Source organism: Streptomyces sp. NPDC043812, from assembly GCF_056436245.1.
Genome location: NZ_JBWKCY010000001.1, coordinates 451,220 through 468,866, shown reverse-complemented (window position 1 = coordinate 468,866; position 17,647 = coordinate 451,220). Strand labels below are relative to the sequence as shown.

Sequence of the window (17,647 nt, the reverse complement as noted above, 5' to 3'; positions counted from 1 at the left end):
GCCCGCCGCTTCAGGGCGTGTACTTGTAGCCGACCCGCCGCACGGTCTGGATCGTGCGGCGGTGCTCGGCGCCCAGCTTGCGGCGCAGCCGGGCGACGTGGACGTCGACGGTCCGGCCGTCCCCCACATGCCCGTAGCCCCACACCGTCGTGACCAACTGGTCGCGGGTGTGCACCCGGTGGGGATGCGCCACGAGATGCGCGAGCAGCTCGAACTCCAGATAGGTCAGATCCAGCGTCTGCCCGTTCACCTGAGCCGTGCGCCGCACGGAGTCGATCAGCACGGGGCCGTCGGCGGGCTGTCCCTGCTGCACCTGCGGGACGGCAGCCGCGAGCGGCGGCTGCTGATCCGCAGGAACGAGCACGAGGTACCCGACCATCGGCGGCCGGCCCGGCAGCGTGGGCAGCGTGTGCGGGGGAGCGGGCAGCCACGTGGCACCCGGCGGAAGGAAGTCGGCGACGTCGACGACCTCGTCACGGTCGACAGCACGCAGTCGGTGTCGGCCCGCGGGGACGGGTCCGGGAACGGTCGCAGCGGGTACGGCGGAGAAGGTACGGGTGTTCGCCATGAGAGGTCAGCTCTTTCGCGCGGGAGGCAGTCGGACGTGGAAACGTCGTGCGCGCTGGCCGAAGACCGGGTGGAACGGCTTTAGAGGGCCTGCGCGTTCACCGCGCGGCAACACACCCGGTCGAAGTCGTGATGCTGCCGGGAAGGCCAGAACGGCTCGAGGTCGCTGCGACCTGTCGCTGTGTGCTGATGGATGCTGGCCATGGCCCTATTGAACCAGACCCGCGGCGGCCGCAGGAGGCCCCTCTCGTACCTTGGGACGTGATCAATTCCATGGCCGAGCGCTTTCGGCCACTCGTCCCGGCAACCTTTTGCGCCAGTTCAGCGGCGTGACCTCGATCGCGCAATGTGCGGTGCCGTCCCACTGCGTGCACAGACCGGCCTCCTCCAGCGCCGCCACGACCTCGCGCCCGATGCCCACGGTGACGGCGTCCGGACCGTCGAGTCCCTCGAACCCCCCGAAGTAGAGCACCAGTCCGTGCCCGGCCACCGCCCTGTCCGTGCACTGGCTGTGGAAGTAGACGAAGCCACGCGCCCCCTCCGCCGCCTCGTCGCCGATCTCGGCATTGCCGCACGTGGCACAGCAGGTGAAGTTCTCACGGGCGGTGATGCCGCTTCTCTCCAGCGCCTCGAACGCGCCGGTGAGCCGCTCCGGGTCGGTCGTCCCGGTCCACTCCGCCTGCTCGGCCGACCGCTCGTGCCACAGCCGCTCGACGAACGCATCCACGTAGCCGTCGGGGACGGACAGCCCTTCCCCGTGCTCGACCCACTCGTCGGCGGCATCGAAGACGTCGGGGTAGGAGTGGTATCCGCTGTCGACCAGCCCGCGGACGTACTCCTCGAACCTCTCCAGCACGTCATCGGGCAGCGCGGCGAGCCGCTGCGCCCCATCAGCGGGCCCTGAGCCCGGGGCGGCCGCCGGCTCCGGCCCGGCGTCCAGGTCGACCGGGACCCACTCCAGCCCGGCGTCCCACCCCGCTTGCTGCCGCGCCCAGCGCGCCATCACATCCGCGGCCTGCTGCGCATCGGCGACCCGCACCCCGAAGTGCCGCTCGGGCGAACCGTCCCGGTGCTCCAGTCGGTAGTCCCCGCCGCGCTCGTGCCACACCTGGATGTACCGGTCCGCCTCGCCGGTGATCGGCTGGACGACCAGGAAGCGGTTCCCCTTCGCGCCTATCTCCTGCGTCAGCGCGGCGAGGCGCTCCGCCGTGATCCGGGCATGGCTCTGCCCGGTCTCCGTGTCCACCGTGATCGCAAGCATGACGTCACCGTGCCACAGGCCACCGACAACGCTCCCGGTCCATCCCCGCCGGCGACTCCCGGCGAGCGCCCTCGCCCCGCCGCCCCCGTCTCGCGGCTTCGGGACGTCAACAGCGGTTCGAGGCCCGGCAGGAGCGCCGACTCCGCAGCCCCGAGCTCGCCCGCGCAGCGCAGCACCCGAAGCACCCGCCGCCGCGGGCGCCCCACGGCAAAGGGGGCGTCCGCCTCTTCGGCGGACACCCCCTTCACGGAGCAGTCGGTGCTCAGACCTGGCCGGCCTTCTCCAGCGCCGAGCAGCAGGTGTCCACCAGCAGGCGGGTCACCACGTACGGGTCGACGTTCGCGTTGGGACGGCGGTCCTCGATGTAGCCCTTGCCGTCCTGCTCGACCTGCCACGGGATACGGACCGAGGCGCCGCGGTCGGAGACGCCGTAGCTGTACTCGTTCCACGGGGCGGTCTCGTGCAGACCGGTCAGACGGTCGTCGATGCCGGCGCCGTAATTCTTGACGTGGTCGAGCGGCTTGGAGCCCTCGCCCAGCGACTCGCACGCGGTGATGATCGCGTCGTAGCCCTCGCGCATCGCCCTGGTGGAGAAGTTGGTGTGCGCGCCGGCGCCGTTCCAGTCGCCCTTCACCGGCTTCGGGTCCAGCGTCGCGGAGACCTTGAAGTCCTCGGCGGTGCGGTAGAGCAGCCAGCGGGCCACCCACAGCTGGTCCGCGACCTCGAGCGGCGCCAGCGGGCCGACCTGGAACTCCCACTGGCCCGGCATGACCTCGGCGTTGATGCCGGAGATGCCCAGACCCGCCTTGAGGCAGTTCTCCAGGTGCGCCTCGACGACGTCACGGCCGAAGATCTCGTCGGCGCCGACACCGCAGTAGTAGCCGCCCTGCGGAGCCGGGAAGCCACCGGCCGGGAAACCGAGCGGACGCTCGCCGTCGAAGAAGGTGTACTCCTGCTCGATGCCGAAGATCGGCTCCTGCGCGGCGAACTTCTCGTAGACCTCGGCGAGCGCGGCACGCGTGTTGGACTCGTGCGGCGTCATGTCCGTGTTGAGGACCTCGCACATCACGAGGACGTCGTCGCCGCCGCGGATCGGGTCCGGGCAGGAGAAGACCGGCTTGAGCACCCGGTCCGACGCGTGGCCCTTGGCCTGGTTGGTGCTGGACCCGTCGAAGCCCCAGATGGGCAGCTCGGCGCCGTCCGTCAGTATCTTCGTCTTCGAGCGAAGCTTGGCGGTCGGCTCGGTGCCGTCGATCCAGATGTACTCAGCCTTGAAGGTCACGGGGCCTCATCCTTTGCGGGTGCAGCGGTATGCCGCGCAGCTTCGCAATTCACGATTTCCCGGCCGTTGCCCGTTTGTGAACCCCACGTTACGCAGGAAACACCCTGCTCCGGGCCCGCGTGTCAGGTCGGCCGCGAGGACCGTCCGGTCCTCGCCGCCTCCCGCCCCGCCGTGACGCCCCGCGGGCCGGCGGGCGTCGTCGTATACGGCTGTCATGCCCTCGCCGCGGGCGAACGCGGGCCGCGGGCGGGCGTGCCGGGCAGACTGGGGTGCATGACCAAGCACCTGCGTATCGGACTGCTCGGCGCCGGCCCGTGGGCCGGGATGACCCAGGCGCCCGCGCTCGCCGGACATCCGGACGTCGTCTTCGGCGGGGTGTGGGGGCGCCGGCCCGAGGCCGCCGCCGCGCTCGCCGACGCCCATGGCACGACCGCGTTCACCGGCGACGACGGCATCGACGCGCTGTTCGCCTCGAACGACGCCATCGCGTTCGCGGTGCCGCCGGACGTCCAGGCCCCGCTCGCGGCGCGCGCGGCCGCGGCCGGCTGCCACCTGCTGCTGGACAAACCCGTGGCGACGAACGTGGCCGCGGCCCGGGAGGCGGCGCATGCGGCGGAGGAGGCGAAGGTCGCCTCCGTCGTCTTCTGCACGCTGCGCTTCGCTTCCGACACGGCGCCGTGGATCGCCGAACAGACCGCGACGGGCGGCTGGTTCACGGCCCACGCCCAGTGGCTCAACTCGCTGTACGCGCCCGGCGGGGACAACCCGTTCGCCGCGTCACCGTGGCGGCGGGAGAAGGGCGGCCTGTGGGACGTCGGCCCGCACGCGCTCTCGGTGCTGCTGCCCGTGCTCGGCGATGTGGTGGAGGTGACCGCCGCCCGCGGGCCCGCGGACACCACGCATCTGGTGCTGCGGCACACGACCGGGGCGTCCAGCACGGTGACGCTGGGGCTGGGGGCGCCGGTGAAGGCGGCGGGCGTCACGCTGGCGCTGATGGGGGAGCACGGCAGGGCCGAGCTGCCCGAGGGGTGGGGAGATCCGGTGGGCTCGTTCCGCACGGCGGTCAACGAGCTGCTCGGGGTCGTACGGACGGGGCGAACGCATCCGTGCGACGTGCGGTTCGGGCTGCGGATCACCGAGGTCCTGGCCGAGGCGGAGGGCAGGCTCGCCGCGACGGCGCGGTAGCGGTGGAGCAACTGTTTGGGGCACGCAGTGCAGGACGGTGCCGTCGAACGCTTCCGAGTGTGCGGCTCGGAAGCAGCGCTCCACCTGGGACAGAGGGAGGGGAGCGCGGACGGGCACCGTCCTGCATTCACGGCTTCGGCCGGACCGGCGACAGTGGACGGGGCGCCGGTCCGGCCGCGCCGGTCAGCCGACCCGCTCGATCCGCGCGTTGCGGATGAGGAACTTGCCGGCCTCGCGGACCTGCTCGAAGGCCGCGTTGTTCAGCAGGGCGCAGCTGCCGGACACCGAGGTCACTTCGACGGTGGTGGACTTGTTGTTGTCCAGGTTGGTCACCTTCAGCTGGGTGCCGACGGGGAACTCGCTGCTGGAGGCGGCGGGAGCGCCGCCCTCGCCGGACAGGGTGACCGTCGAGCCCGCGCAGACGACCTCGCCCGCGGCGCCGCCGCCCGCGTTGCCGCCGGCCTCCTCACCCGCGCCTGCTTCCTCACCGGCGCCGGCCTCCTCGCCGCCTGCCTGGCCGCCTTCCTCGGCGGGCGGCGCCTGCTCGGCAGGCGGTGCCTGCTCGGCCGGGGGCGCGGCCTGGTCGCCGCCGCCCGCTCCGGCGTCACAGCCGGCCGCCTCCTGCTGGACCTTGATCTGGGCGATCACCGCCTGACGGTTGGCGATGCGCGCTGCCGACTGGGCGTCCGGGTTGGCCTGTTGGCCGGCGATGAAGTTCTCGTTGTTGCGAATCGCCTGGGCGAGCCCGTCACAGGCCACCGATGCATTGCTTGTCCCGGTCATGACAATCGCAGTGCCGCCGACCATGGCCGCAGCGCCGACGAGGAGGGCGATCTTCTTCTTGCCGCTGAGGGTCTTCTTGCGAGACACGTAAGGGCTCCTGTCCCCGGCCGCGGGGGCGACCGGATGGTTCCTTGTGCCCTTACGTACGAGTAGCCATCGGCATCTGCTCACCGGCTTCACGCGCCTCTTCCTTAACTTTCCTTAAGGTGCGCGCAGTTCAGGCACGGTGACCGGTCACTCGGGCTTCAGGCACGGTGACCGGTCACTCGGGCGGCAGGGCGCGGCACAGCGCGTCCAGAGCCCCCGCGTACAGATGCTCGGGCGGGGTCGCGTACCCGACCACGAGCCCGTCCCGCGCCGCACCCCCGTACCCCGGATGCCGGTAGTCGGCCAGTCCCTCCACCCCCAGCCCCTGCCACGCAGCCGCCTTCACCACGGCCCGCTCGCTGCCCTCCGGCAGATCGAGCACCGCATGCAGCCCGGCCGCGATCCCCGACACCCGTACCTGCGGTGCCCGCTCGGCCAGCACCGACACCAGCCGGTCGCGCCGCCGGCGATGCCTCTGCCTCATCCTGCGCACATGGCGGTCGTACGCCCCCGAGGCGATGAAGTCCGCGAGTGTGAGCTGCTCGGTGGCGCTCGCGAACTGCTCGCGTTCGCCCTTGGCCGCCACCACGTCGCCGACGAGCTCCGCGGGCAGCGCCATCCAGCCGATCCGCAGCGTGGGGGACAGGCTCTTGCTCACCGAGCCCATGAAGACGACCCGGTCGGGGGCCAGGCTCTGCAGGGCGCCCACCGGCTGCCGGTCGTAACGGAACTCGCCGTCGTAGTCGTCCTCCAGAACCAGCCCGCCACCGGCGCGGGCCCAGTCCACGACCGCCGCCCGCCGCGCCGCATGCAGCGGCCCGCCGGTCGGGAACTGATGCGCAGGTGTCAGCAGGACGGCATCCTCGTGCCCCAACGCACCGACATCCGCGCCCTGTTCATCCACGGTCAGCGGCACGGTCCGCACTCCCTGACCCGCGAGCAGCCCGCGATGGAACGGCAGCCCGTACGCCTCCACACCCCAACGCCCGCCCACCACCTGTGCCATCAACCGCAGCGCGTGGGCCGTGCCCGAGCAGACGACGATCCGTTCCGGCGCCGTCCGTACCCCGCGCACCCGCGCCAGATACCCGGCCAGCGCTTCCCGGAGCTCCGCCCGGCCGTGCGGATCCCCCGGCCCGAAGGCGTCGTGCGGCGCGTTGTTCAGCGCCCGCCGGGCCGATGCCAGCCACGCGGTCCGCGGGAACGTCGACGGGTCCGGCTGCCCCTGCACCAGGTCGTGGACGGGCCGCTCGGGACGAGCGGGCGTACGCGCCCGGCGCACGGGTGGGACGGACGCCGCCCGCTCGGCCACCCGCGTCCCCGACCCCTGGCGCGCGGTCAGCCGGCCCTCGGCGACCAACTCGGCGTACGCGTCGGCGACGGTGTTGCGGGCGATCCCCAGGTCGGCGGCCAGCGAACGGTACGGCGGCAGCCGGGTCCCCGGCGCGAGCCGCCCGCTCTCGATCGCCTCACGCAGCGCCCGCATGAGCACGGCCCGCCGACTGCCCGCCCCGGTCAGCTCCAGATGCAGATCGGCGCCGAGCCGCTCCGCAAAATTGACCCATGATTCCGCCACAGAAATGCACCCTACAACCGGTCGCCCGGCATCATAGATTCGTTCCCATGACGACGACGCAGACCACTCAGCCCGCCCCCACCGCCTCCCGCATCAACTTCGCCAAGCTGGCCCCGAAGGCGTTCCGCGCCGTGATCGGCCTGGACGCCGCGGCGCGCGAGGGCCTGGACCCCACCCTCGTCGAACTGGTCCAGATCCGCTCCTCCCAGCTCAACCACTGCGCCTACTGCCTCCATATGCACACGGGCGACGCCCGCAAGGCAGGCGAGAGCGAGGAGCGCCTGCACATGACCGGTGTCTGGCGTGAGGCCCCCCACTTCTTCACGGAGAAGGAACAGGCGGCCCTCGCCCTGACGGAGGCGGTGACGCTGGTCGCGGACGCCGGAGTCCCGGACGCGGCCTACGCCCGGGCGGCCGCGCACTTCGAGGACGCGGAACTGGGGCAGTTGCTGGCCCTGATCCTCACGATCAACACGTGGAACCGCATCGCCCTGGCAACGGGCAAGGTGGCGGGCACGGACGAGCGCTGACGGGCGGCGCTGCCGCGCGAGGACGGGGCCCTTGGTCAGCCGGGGTCAGCCCCGCCCCATCGCGTCCCGTACCGACTCCTCCGTGCGTCCCACCACCGCGGAGCCGTCGTCGGCCGTGATGATCGGCCGCTGGATCAGCTTCGGGTGCTGGGCGAGTGCCGTGATCCACCGCTCGCGCGAACCGGCGTCCCGCGCCCACTCCTTGAGCCCCAGCTCCTTGGCGACGGCCTCGCCCGTGCGCGTGATGTCCCACGGTTCGAGCCCGAGCCGGCCGAGCACCTCGCGGATCTCGTCCTCGCTCGGAACGTCCTCCAGATAGCGGCGCACGGTGTAGTCGGCGCCCTCCGCGTCGAGGACGGTGAGGGCGCTGCGGCACTTGGAACAGGCGGGGTTGATCCAGATCTCCATGCCGTACACCGTACCGCCCGGGGATCCCTCAAACACCGCCTGGCCAGGGCCGATTGTCAGTGGGCGCCCGTAGAATGGACAGTAGTTCGGGATGGTCCCGCCACCGCGCCAGGAGGTTGCCGATGGCCGTTGCCACACTTACGACGAAGCCCTTGATCCCTGTTCAGAAGAAGCCGCTCCCGGCCGGACAGCCGCGCGAGTGGTACGTCTCGCACAACCGTCGTCTGAAGGCCATGCGTCTGACGATCGCCCTGCTCGACTCCGGCGTCTACCACCCGGCGACGGCCGACAACCGCCGCATACGGGCGACGGCCGAGCGCATCGGCGTGCATGCCCCGTCCGACACGACGTGCCGGATGGTCCGCGCGCTGATCCGCTACGGCCGCTGAGCACCGGGTGGGGCGCCGTCCGGGCGCCCCACCTGTCCGCCCACCGTCACCTCATCGCCCACCGCGAGTTCACCACCACGCACCACGGCGGCCTTCATGCCGAAGCTGACCTTGTTGTCGTACGCGGGCTCCCGCCGGTACGTGGCGAGCGTACGGACCGGCTCGGGCCCGGCGCGCAGCCCGGTGAGCTGGTCCACCAGCGGCACTGCGCAGCGCATTGCCCTTACGGCATAGGCGAGTTGCACGGTTTTGATGTCCAGGCGCCGCATCTCGTCCTCGGCGTGCGGGGCGTCGCACCCCGCCAGCACGATGTTGGCCCTGAAGCGGTCCATCGGCACCGGGGTGCCGCCCCGGGCCTCGATCCGTGCGTTGAGCCCGTCGAGCGACGCCTGCGACACGACGAGCACGGCGTGCGCGTCGGCGAACGCCACCTTGCCGGGCGTCTCCCCCCACCCGTCCCGGTCGAATCCCTCGGGCACCCGCACCAACCGTGACTTGGCCCCCAGCACCTCGGAGAACCACTCGGCGACCGCGTCCCCCTGGTCCACGCCGTGACCGATCGCCTTGTCGAACATGCTCACCGGCCGCAGCTCCCCCTCCGCGGCCACGTCCAGCACCAGGTCCTCGACCCCGCCCGCGGCGAGCCGCAGCACCCGGCCCCCGTCCGCGACCGCCGGCCGGATCGCGGCCATGGCCGGCAGCGTGCGCTGACTGCGGAACGAACCGTCCGCGGCGTCGACGACCATGAAGGTCCGGTCGTGCTCCAGCCCCGTGCTGCCGACCGAAGCGGCCCCCACACCGGTCCCGGCACAGCCCTTGACCGGGTAGTACGTCAGTGTCTGCACGGTGATCCCCATGGTCGGCGATCGTAGTGCCCGTTGTCTTCCGCTCAGCGCCCGATGCAGGTGGCGGAGGCGAAGGCCCCGGAGGCGGTGGCGGTCCTGGCCGGTCCGTCGTCGATCGTGACCCGGCAGGTCGCGCTGCCGCCGTCCGCCCCGACCGTGACGACGAGCGAGCCGCTGTTCTCCCATCCGGACGCCCTGATCTCCTTGCGCCACGGCAGGGACGTCACCCGCTCCTGCTCGGTGGCCGGATCGCCCTTGCTCCAGACGGAGTACACGACAGTGACCTCGCGTGCGTCACCGGTGACCTCGTACGAGGCCCTGACGCTCCTGTTCACCTCGTCGGAAACGTCGCTGGCCACGAGACCGACGGCGGCCATGCAACCCCCGACGAGCAGAATGAGCACCCCGAGCACGATCCAGAGCCATGTCCGGCGCTTCTTCCCCGACGGCTGCGGCGGCACGGAGGAGTGCCACTGCGGGCTTTTGTTCGCTTCGCTCATGACTCCAGCGTCGGCCTCCGGCGCGGCGCCCGCGACCCGGTGCACAAGTGGCCGGGAAAACACTGCGCGGCTGCCCGTCCGGCCCTGATCCGAACGGAAGAGCCTAGGCTGGGAGCGTTTCGGCGACGGTGGACGGCGCCGCGACGACACGTCCGCCGGGGAGCTCCCGGCGGCCCCCGGCCACCCGTCGCCACCCGTCCGAGCCCAGGAGCAACTGCCCGTGCAGACCCTCGACTCCCACGACCCCCTGGCCGTCGCCGTCACCGACGCCATCCGCACCGGCGACCTCCCGGCCCTCCGGGCGCTGCTCGACGAGCATCCCGGGCTGGCCGCCGCGCGGATCGAGGAGCGCCGGGAGGGGTGCGGGCCCGGCAGCCGGAGCCTGCTGCACATCGCCACCGACTGGCCCGGTCACTTCCCGAACGGGCCCGAGGTCGTCGCCGCCCTGGCCGCCGCCGGGGCCGATCCTGACGCCCGCTTCTCCGGTGCCCACGCCGAAACGCCCCTGCACTGGGCAGCCAGTTCGGACGACGTCGCCGTCCTCGACGCGCTCGTCGCCGCCGGCGCCGACATCGAGGCCGACGGAGCGGTCATCGGCGGTGGTACGCCGCTGGCCGACGCCCGCGGGTTCGGCCAGTGGCGGGCAGCCCGCCGCCTGCTCGCCCACGGCGCCCGCACCACACTCCAGGACGCCGCCACGCTGGGTCTCATCGACCAGGTCCGCGGGTACCTCACCGCCCCCGAACCACCCACCCCCGAGGACATCACCCGCGCCTTCTGGGGCGCCTGCCACGGCGGCCGGCTCCCCACCGCCCAGCTGCTCCACGAGCACGGTGCGGACATCGACCGGGTCGGCTGGGACGACATGACACCGCTGGACGTCGCCCGGGCCCAGGGCGCCGACGACGTCGTCCGATGGCTGCGCGGGCAGGGCGCGGCCTCACGGGAGGACGACCGGCCCGCCCCGTGACACTTCCGGGGGCAGTGTGACGTGTCACAGACAATCTGGCGGCGCTGTGGGAGCTTCAACTCAGTTACCAGTCAGTTGAGTTACTGAAGAGCCGAGGTGGGGGCAGGACACCTCGGAACGGTCTGCCCGCACGTGGAGAGGATCGAGTGAGCTCTTTGGAAGCCGCAACCCTTGACCGGGTCGTCGACACCGCCCGCTACCCCCTGTCGGAACTCGACAGCGCCGAGGGCCGCGCCGTGGTGTCCCGTGCCCGGCGTGAACTGTCCGCCCTCGGCTGCACCGTGCTGCCGGACTTCATCCGCCCGTCACTGCGCGACACCCTGAGCCGCGAGTGCTCGGCCATCGCCCCCCGGGCGCACTTCGAGACCGAAACGGTCAACGTCTACAACATCGCGGTGGACGCGGAACTGCCTGACGACCACCCCGGCCGGAAGACCTTCGAGCGGGGCAACGCCTTCGTCGCCCGCGACCGCATCCCCGCGGACGCCCTCATCAGCCGCCTGTACTCCGACGAACTGTTCCACCGGTTCATCGCACTCTGCTTCGGACTGCCGGAGCTGTACGAACTCGCGGATCCCCTCTCCGGGCTCGTGCTCAACGTCGTCGCACCGGACATGGAACACCCCTGGCACTTCGACACCAACGAGTACACGGTGAGCATGCTCACCCAGCAGGCCGAGGCCGGCGGCGCCTTCGAGTACTGCCCGGGCATTCGGTCCGCGCGCGACGAGAGATTCGACGACGTCCGGGACGTGCTCGAAGGCCGGGGCGGGGCACTCGTCCGCAGCCTCCCCCTGCACCCCGGTGACCTGCAGCTGTTCAAGGGGCGCTACTCGCTGCACCGGGTCAGCCCCGTCCGGGGCCGCGTCGCACGCCACTCCGCGATCTTCGCCTACAGCGAGCGCCCCGGCGTCGTCGGCAGCGTGGCGCGCACCCGGCAGCTCTTCGGCCGGGTGCTGCCCGAGCATCTGGCGGCCGAGGGCCGGGCCGTCAGAGGCGATGCGCTGCTGGACTGACCGACCGTACGAACCGGCAGCCGCCGTCTTTTCCCACTCTGCGATCCACGGAGGAGTAAGCCCTGTGCGTTTCGACGCGACCGGGAAAGTCACGCTCGACCACATCTACACACAGCCCGATCCCCGCGCCTACTTCGGACTGCTGCGCCCACTCGGCTACTGCGTTCCGCAGCAGGCGAAGCCCTACTTCGCGAAACTCGTCAACGAGTACCGGGAGGCCCGGCACGTCAGGGTGCCCCATGTGCTGGACATCGGCTGCTCGTACGGAATCAACGCCGCACTGCTGAAGTACGACGTGACCATGGACGAGCTCTACGCCCGCTACGACGACGAGGACCTCGACGGAAAGAGCCGCGCAGACCTGCTCCTCCGCGACCGGGAGCTGTCCCGCTCGCGCCGGCCCGCTCGGCGCATCCGTTTCACCGGCCTCGACACCTCCCACAGCGCACTGTCCTACGCGCACGAGGCCGGGTTCCTCGACGACGCGGTGCACGCCGACCTGGAGGCGAACGAGCCCACGCCACGACAGCGCGCCCAGCTCGCCGGGGCGGACCTGGTGATCTCGACGGGCTGCCTCGGCTACGTCACCGAGCGGACACTCGTACGGGTCGTCGAGGCGCAGGGCCCCCGGCGGCCCTGGATGGCGCACTTCGTGCTGAGGATGTTCCCGTTCGACTCCGTGGAGCAGGCGCTGGCGGGACTGGGCTACCGCACCATCCGTGTCGACGAGGTGTTCAAGCAGCGCCGTTTCGCCTCCCCGCAGGAACAGGCGCGCGTACTCGAGAGCATGTCGGCCGCAGGAGTGGATGCGAGGGGCCTCGAAGCGGAAGGCTGGCTCTACGCACAGCTCTATCTTTCCCGCCCGTACGGCACCCCAGGTACCGACGATCCGAATCGAGAGCAGAATTGAAGACCAGTCAGGATGCAGCGGTGAACGCCACCTTCGCCCAGGAGGCCGAACTGCCGAGGGTGCCGCTGCCCACCCTGGAAGCCAGCTGCGAGAGGTTCCTCGCCTGGTGCGCGCCGCTGCTGACCGAGGACGAGCGGGCGGCGACCGAGGCAGAGGTGGCCGCCTTCCTGCGACCCGGTGGCCCCGGCCGGGTCCTGCACGGGGCGCTGGAGGAGTACAACGCCACGGAGGGCGTGCACAGTTGGCTCGACACGTTCTGGCCGTACCGCTACCTGGGCCGTCGTGACCGGATCGCGCTCAACGCCAACTTCTTCTTCCTGTTCAAGGACACCGGCAGGCCCCAGGTGGAGCGGGCGGCCGGGCTCATCGCCGGGGCCCTCGACCACAAGCGGCAGCTCGACGAGGGGCTCGTCGCACCCGTGGTGCAGCGCGGAGCGCCCCAGTCGATGGTGCAGAACAAGTTCCTGTTCTCCGCCACCAGGATCCCCGGCGCACAGCAGGACACCGTCCGCGCACCGTACACCGACGCCTGGCCGGGTCCGTCCGACGCCCGTCACATCGTGGTGTTCTTCCGGGGCCGGATGTTCCGGCTCGACGTCATCGCCCCCGACGGCGTCCCGCACGCCCTGGACGACCTGGAGGCGGGGCTGCGCGCCGTGATGAAGGCAGGCGACGAGCCGGCCGGCGCGGACACCTCGGTGGGACACCTCACCACCATGGCCCGCGCGGAATGGGCCGCGGCCCGTGCCTCCCTCGTCGCCCGCGACCCCGGCAACGCCGAAGCGCTCGACACGGTCGAGACCGCACTGTTCTGCGTCTGTCTGGAGGACTTCGCGCCGGAGAACACCCAGGACGCCTGCGACCAGCTGCTGTACGGCGACCGCGGCAACCGGTGGTTCGACAAGGCCGTGTCGTTCGTGGTCTTCGCCGACGGGCGCGCCGGTATCAACGTCGAGCACTGCGAGCTGGACGGCACCACCATCCTCAGCTTCACCGACGCCCTGCTCACCACCCCCGCCGAGGAACACTCACGCCGGTCCGGGGCCCGCTCCCAGGGGCAGCCCGCCCTGGAGCCGGTCGTGTTCGCGCTCGACGACGCCCTGCGCGCGCAGGTGCGCTCCGCCGCCGACGCGTTCGCCGCGTACGGGCGCAACACTGCCACCACCACCGTGTCCTTCGAGGACTTCGGCAGCAGTGCGGCCAAGGCTCTGGGAGTGTCGCCGGACGCGTTCGTGCAGGTCGCCTATCAGCTGGCCCACCAGCGCGCCAAGGGCCGGCTCGGTGCGACGTACGAGTCGATCGCGACCCGGCAGTACCGGCACGGGCGGACCGAGGCGATGCGCGTCGTCACCCCCGAAATGCTCGCGTTCGTCGCGGCGATGGACGACCCGTCGGCGGACACCGGTCGCCGGCAGTCCGCGTTCCGTGCCGCCGCCGAGGCGCATGTGGCGCGTGCGAAGGAGAGCCAGGCCGGCCAGGTGCCCGAGCAGCACCTGTGGGAGCTGGAGCTGATCCAGAAGCGGCGCGGGGCGGAGCTCGGGGTGGACGAGCAGCCCTCGCTGTACCGGACGCCGGGCTGGCTGACGATGCGGGACGACTATCTGAGCACCAGCTCCGCGCCGTCGGCCAACATCCAGTTCTTCGGCTTCGGCTCCACGAGCAGCCGGTGCATCGGCGTCGCGTACGTGCTGCTGCCCGAACGCTTCAACCTCTACCTGAGCACCCCGCTGCCGGTCGCCGACCAGATGCACGCCTTCGCCGGCCACCTTCGCGAGGCGGTCGCCGAACTGCGCGACCTGCTGGCGCCCGCGCGGTCCGAGGACTGACCGGCGCACGCAATGGACCGTCGGCCGTGCCCTCCGGGGGGAAGGGCACGGCCGACACCCGTGGTACCGCCCGACGCCTCGGGGCCCGTGCCCGGGACACCGCAGGAGGCGAATCCGGCCGGGACATGATGCGGCCGGGAAAAAGGCCGTCGGCCGTGCCTTCCGGTGAGGGAAGCGCACGGCCGACGGCCCACAGACGGCCCAGGCGAGCGGAGACCCGCTCTGACCTGCGGCGATCTTAGATGTCGAAGTACAGCTCGAACTCGTGCGGGTGCGGCCGCAGCTGGATCGGCGCGATCTCGTTCGTGCGCTTGTAGTCGATCCAGGTCTCGATCAGGTCCGACGTGAAGACGCCGCCCGCCTGCAGGTACTCGTTGTCCGCCTCGAGGGCGTCGAGGACCGCCGGGAGGGAGGTCGGGACCTGGGGGACGCCCGCGTGCTCGTCGGGGGCCAGCTCGTAGAGGTCCTTGTCGATCGGCTCCGCCGGCTCGATCTTGTTCTTCACACCGTCCAGGCCGGCCAGCAGCAGCGCCGAGAACGCCAGGTACGGGTTGGAGGACGGGTCCGGCGCGCGGAACTCCACGCGCTTGGCCTTCGGGTTCGAGCCGGTGATCGGGATACGCATCGCCGCCGAGCGGTTGCGCTGCGAGTAGACCAGGTTGACCGGGGCCTCGAAGCCGGGGACCAGGCGGTGGTAGGAGTTCACCGTCGGGTTGGTGAAGGCCAGCAGCGACGGGGCGTGCTTGAGGATGCCGCCGATGTAGTAGCGGGCGGTGTCCGAGAGGCCCGCGTAGCCCTGCTCGTCGTAGAAGAGCGGGGAGCCGCCCTGCCACAGCGACTGGTGGACGTGCATGCCCGAGCCGTTGTCGCCGAAGATCGGCTTCGGCATGAAGGTCGCGGTCTTGCCGTTGCGCCAGGCGACGTTCTTCACGATGTACTTGAAGAGCATCAGGTCGTCGGCCGCGGCCAGCAGCGTGTTGAACTTGTAGTTGATCTCGGCCTGGCCGGCGGTGCCGACCTCGTGGTGCTGACGCTCGACCTGGAGGCCGACGTTCTCCAGCTCCAGGGAGATCTCGGCGCGCAGGTCGGCGAAGTGGTCGACCGGCGGGGCCGGGAAGTAGCCGCCCTTGTAGCGGACCTTGTAGCCCCGGTTGTCCTCGACCGCGCCGGTGTTCCAGGCGCCGGCCTCGGAGTCGATGTGGTAAAAGCCCTCGTTCGCGGCGGTGTTGAAGCGCACCGAGTCGAAGACGTAGAACTCGGCCTCGGGGCCGAAGTACGCGGTGTCCGCGATGCCGGTGGAGGCCAGGTACGCCTCGGCCTTCTTGGCGATGTTGCGCGGGTCGCGGCTGTACTGCTCGCCCGTGATCGGGTCGTGGATGAAGAAGTTGATGTTCAGCGTCTTGTCGCGGCGGAAGGGGTCCAGCCGGGCCGTCGACAGGTCCGCGCGCAGCGCCATGTCGGACTCGTGGATCGCCTGGAAGCCGCGGATCGACGAACCGTCGAAGGCGAGCTCGTCCGCCGGGTCGAAGGCCGTCGCCGGGATCGTGAAGTGCTGCATGACGCCCGGAAGGTCGCAGAACCGGACGTCAACCATCTTTACGTCGTTGTCAGCGATGTACTTCTTGGCCTCGTCGGCGTTCTGGAACATCCAACTCCTCCTACTCCCACCCGGGGGAGGGGTGGGGTTGCAGCTCGTCCGTGCGGCCAGTGCGGTGGCACACGCTGGACCCGACCATAGGCAGACCGGATTTCTCAAGCATGACCCATTTGTTTCGGAGAAGTTAACCGGCACGAGTGCTGGCCATGGACGGAGGCCGTGCGGGCACCCGGGCCGAAGTGATCGAAAGCGGGCGCAGTACCGTGGACCGGTGGACAAGAGGCAAGCAATCGGATCATGGCTCTCCGGGCCCCGCGCAGCGGCCGAGGACATGGGCGTCGACTTCGGACACCGGGGCAAGCGGCTCGGTCTGCCGGAGTCCGGACCGGGCTCCGTCGCCCCCCTCGGGCGGCGCTTCGGCGCACTGTTCCTCGACTGGGGACTGTGTGTCCTGATCGCATACGGACTGTTCGCAGGCAGTAATCAGCAGGCGACGTCCAATCGGGCCCTCGTCGTCTTCCTGGTCATGAGCCTGCTGACCGTCGGAACGGTCGGGTTCACGCCCGGCAAGCGGCTGCTCGGGCTGCGCCTGATCTCCGAGGACGGCGGCCGGCTCGGCTTCGGCCGCGTCGTGGTGCGCAGCGTGCTGCTGTGCCTCGCCGTTCCCGCGCTCGTGTGGGACCGCGACGGCCGAGGACTGCACGACCGCCTCGCGCGCGCCGTCCAGGTCAGGATCTGATCGCCGGACGGCGCGAAGGACAGAACGAAGGAGGGGGCGGCCGGGATGTCCGGCCGCCCCCTCCTTCATGCCTTCTTCGGCGTCAGCGCATCTTTCCGCCGCGCGGCATCCGCATGCCCTTCGGCATCGGACCCTTCGGCAGCGGCATGTTGCTCATCAGGTCGCCCATTGCGCGCAGTCGGTCGTTGGTCGACGTGACCTGCGGGCCGGAGAGTACGCGCGGCAGCTTGAGCATCGTGGTGCGCACCTTCTGCAGGGGCACCTGGCCCTCGCCGTCGCCCACCATGATGTCGTGCACGGGGACGTCCACGACGATTCGGTTCATCTTCTTCTTCTCGGCCGCCAGCAGCGACTTGAGCCGGTTCGGGTTGCCCTCGGCCACCAGCACGATGCCGGCCCTGCCGACCGCGCGGTGCACGACGTCCTGGCTGCGGTTCATCGCGACCGCGGGGGTCGTGGTCCAGCCGCGTCCCACGTTCTGCAGGACTGCCGCGGCTGCGCCCGGCTGGCCTTCCATCTGCCCGAAGGCGGCCCGCTCCGCGCGGCGGCCGAAGATGATCGCCATCGCCAGGAACGCCAGCAGGAAGCCCAGGATGCCCAGATAGATGGGGTGGTCGATCAAGAAACCGATCGCGAGGAAGACACCGAAGGTGACGATTCCCACAGCCGCGAGGACAAGACCGATCTTCGGGTCGGCCTTTCGGGTCATCTTGTACGTGAGGGCGATCTGCTTCAGTCGCCCTGGATTCGCAGCAGCGTCAGCGCTGTCTGAGTGTGCCTTCCTCGCCATACCTGAAGTTTACGTGGCCTATGAAGTGCGGGCAGCCACGGCCTCCAGAACGTGCTCGGCCTCCACGCGGTCCTTGGCCCGGCGGCGGTCCTCGAGGACCGCGGTCCATGCGTTGCGGCGGGCCGTGCGCTGGCCGCTGCCCAGCAGCAGGGCCTCCATCGCGCGCAGGGCATCGGTGACGGACGGGATGGCCGTGGCGATCACGGGACGTACCGGCGGGGCCTGCAGGGTGGACGACATGGTGGAGGTTCCCCCTCGGGGCGGGTCTCGATGAGTGGGAGCTGTGCGTGCATCTAGCGTCACTGTTCGGTGTTACCAGTGCGTGACCGGGCGGTCAAACGCGGATGAAGCACCGATGGGTGCGCCGAGAACGTCCGGCGCACCTC

General features: G+C 70.9%; 19 protein-coding genes. 8 read left to right on the top strand and 11 right to left on the bottom strand.

Going from position 1 to position 17,647, the window contains the following annotated elements; translation table 11 throughout:
* Positions 1-10: 10 nt before the first annotated feature.
* From AC067Z_RS02165 to glnII, 3 genes are all read right to left on the bottom strand, one after another.
* Positions 11-568: a winged helix-turn-helix domain-containing protein gene (locus AC067Z_RS02165; RefSeq protein ID WP_478787483.1), complete on the bottom strand. Its 558-nt coding sequence runs from the start codon at positions 566-568 to the stop codon at positions 11-13.
* A gap of 264 nt (positions 569-832) precedes the next feature.
* Positions 833-1,828, bottom strand: a complete 996-nt coding sequence (locus tag AC067Z_RS02160) for a DUF6891 domain-containing protein (protein ID WP_478787482.1) — start codon at positions 1,826-1,828, stop codon at positions 833-835.
* Between the two features lie 262 nt (positions 1,829-2,090).
* Positions 2,091-3,110, bottom strand: a complete 1,020-nt coding sequence (gene glnII / locus AC067Z_RS02155; RefSeq protein ID WP_478787481.1) for a glutamine synthetase — start codon at positions 3,108-3,110, stop codon at positions 2,091-2,093.
* Between the two features lie 273 nt (positions 3,111-3,383).
* Here glnII and AC067Z_RS02150 point away from each other — a divergent pair, with 273 nt between their 5' ends.
* Complete coding sequence (locus tag AC067Z_RS02150) at positions 3,384-4,295, top strand: Gfo/Idh/MocA family protein (protein WP_478787480.1); 912 nt, start codon at positions 3,384-3,386, stop codon at positions 4,293-4,295.
* Between the two features lie 183 nt (positions 4,296-4,478).
* On the opposite strand, the gene AC067Z_RS02145 is transcribed toward AC067Z_RS02150, so the two are convergent.
* Both AC067Z_RS02145 and pdxR read right to left on the bottom strand, forming a co-directional pair.
* Complete coding sequence (locus AC067Z_RS02145) at positions 4,479-5,165, bottom strand: RlpA-like double-psi beta-barrel domain-containing protein (protein ID WP_478787479.1); 687 nt, start codon at positions 5,163-5,165, stop codon at positions 4,479-4,481.
* A 175-nt stretch (positions 5,166-5,340) separates the two neighbouring features.
* On the bottom strand, positions 5,341-6,741 hold the full coding sequence (pdxR, locus tag AC067Z_RS02140; protein WP_478787478.1) for a MocR-like pyridoxine biosynthesis transcription factor PdxR: 1,401 nt from the start codon (positions 6,739-6,741) through the stop codon (positions 5,341-5,343).
* Between the two features lie 47 nt (positions 6,742-6,788).
* Here pdxR and AC067Z_RS02135 point away from each other — a divergent pair, with 47 nt between their 5' ends.
* Positions 6,789-7,271 carry a carboxymuconolactone decarboxylase family protein gene (locus AC067Z_RS02135; protein ID WP_478787477.1) on the top strand — a complete coding sequence of 161 codons (483 nt, stop codon included), beginning with the start codon at positions 6,789-6,791 and terminating at the stop codon, positions 7,269-7,271.
* Positions 7,272-7,316: 45 nt separating this feature from the next.
* Here the strand turns inward: AC067Z_RS02135 and AC067Z_RS02130 are convergent, their stop codons facing one another.
* The gene (locus AC067Z_RS02130) at positions 7,317-7,679 is read right to left on the bottom strand and encodes an arsenate reductase family protein (protein WP_478787476.1); all 363 of its coding nucleotides are present in this window, start codon (positions 7,677-7,679) and stop codon (positions 7,317-7,319) included.
* 122 nt (positions 7,680-7,801) lie between these two features.
* Here AC067Z_RS02130 and AC067Z_RS02125 point away from each other — a divergent pair, with 122 nt between their 5' ends.
* On the top strand, positions 7,802-8,068 hold the full coding sequence (locus AC067Z_RS02125) for a hypothetical protein (protein ID WP_478787475.1): 267 nt from the start codon (positions 7,802-7,804) through the stop codon (positions 8,066-8,068).
* Here the strand turns inward: AC067Z_RS02125 and AC067Z_RS02120 are convergent.
* The gene (locus AC067Z_RS02120) at positions 8,056-8,925 is read right to left on the bottom strand and encodes an MOSC domain-containing protein (protein ID WP_478787474.1); all 870 of its coding nucleotides are present in this window, start codon (positions 8,923-8,925) and stop codon (positions 8,056-8,058) included. The two genes, AC067Z_RS02125 and AC067Z_RS02120, sit on opposite strands and share 13 nt — an antisense overlap.
* 32 nt (positions 8,926-8,957) lie before the next feature.
* A complete protein-coding gene (locus AC067Z_RS02115; protein ID WP_478787473.1) occupies positions 8,958-9,413 on the bottom strand; it encodes a hypothetical protein in 456 nt (151 codons plus the stop codon).
* A gap of 220 nt (positions 9,414-9,633) precedes the next feature.
* On the opposite strand from AC067Z_RS02115, the gene AC067Z_RS02110 reads away from it, so the two are divergent.
* From AC067Z_RS02110 to AC067Z_RS02095, 4 genes are all read left to right on the top strand, one after another.
* Complete coding sequence (locus AC067Z_RS02110) at positions 9,634-10,383, top strand: ankyrin repeat domain-containing protein (protein ID WP_478787472.1); 750 nt, start codon at positions 9,634-9,636, stop codon at positions 10,381-10,383.
* Positions 10,384-10,529: 146 nt separating this feature from the next.
* Entirely contained in the window at positions 10,530-11,399 is an 870-nt protein-coding gene (locus tag AC067Z_RS02105) for a HalD/BesD family halogenase (RefSeq protein ID WP_478787471.1), read from the top strand.
* 64 nt (positions 11,400-11,463) lie between these two features.
* Entirely contained in the window at positions 11,464-12,309 is an 846-nt protein-coding gene (locus AC067Z_RS02100; RefSeq protein WP_478787470.1) for a class I SAM-dependent methyltransferase, read from the top strand.
* Positions 12,310-12,329: 20 nt separating this feature from the next.
* On the top strand, positions 12,330-14,135 hold the full coding sequence (locus tag AC067Z_RS02095; protein WP_478787469.1) for a choline/carnitine O-acyltransferase: 1,806 nt from the start codon (positions 12,330-12,332) through the stop codon (positions 14,133-14,135).
* A 238-nt stretch (positions 14,136-14,373) separates the two neighbouring features.
* Here the strand turns inward: AC067Z_RS02095 and glnA are convergent, their stop codons facing one another.
* The gene (glnA, locus tag AC067Z_RS02090) at positions 14,374-15,783 is read right to left on the bottom strand and encodes a type I glutamate--ammonia ligase (RefSeq protein ID WP_478787468.1); all 1,410 of its coding nucleotides are present in this window, start codon (positions 15,781-15,783) and stop codon (positions 14,374-14,376) included.
* Between the two features lie 220 nt (positions 15,784-16,003).
* Here glnA and AC067Z_RS02085 point away from each other — a divergent pair, with 220 nt between their 5' ends.
* Entirely contained in the window at positions 16,004-16,471 is a 468-nt protein-coding gene (locus AC067Z_RS02085) for an RDD family protein (RefSeq protein WP_478787467.1), read from the top strand.
* An 82-nt stretch (positions 16,472-16,553) separates the two neighbouring features.
* Here the strand turns inward: AC067Z_RS02085 and AC067Z_RS02080 are convergent, their stop codons facing one another.
* On the bottom strand, positions 16,554-17,261 hold the full coding sequence (locus tag AC067Z_RS02080) for a DUF4191 domain-containing protein (RefSeq protein WP_478787466.1): 708 nt from the start codon (positions 17,259-17,261) through the stop codon (positions 16,554-16,556).
* An 18-nt stretch (positions 17,262-17,279) separates the two neighbouring features.
* The gene (locus AC067Z_RS02075) at positions 17,280-17,489 is read right to left on the bottom strand and encodes an SCO2195 family GlnR-regulated protein (protein WP_478787594.1); all 210 of its coding nucleotides are present in this window, start codon (positions 17,487-17,489) and stop codon (positions 17,280-17,282) included.
* Between the last annotated feature and the right edge of the window lie 158 nt (positions 17,490-17,647).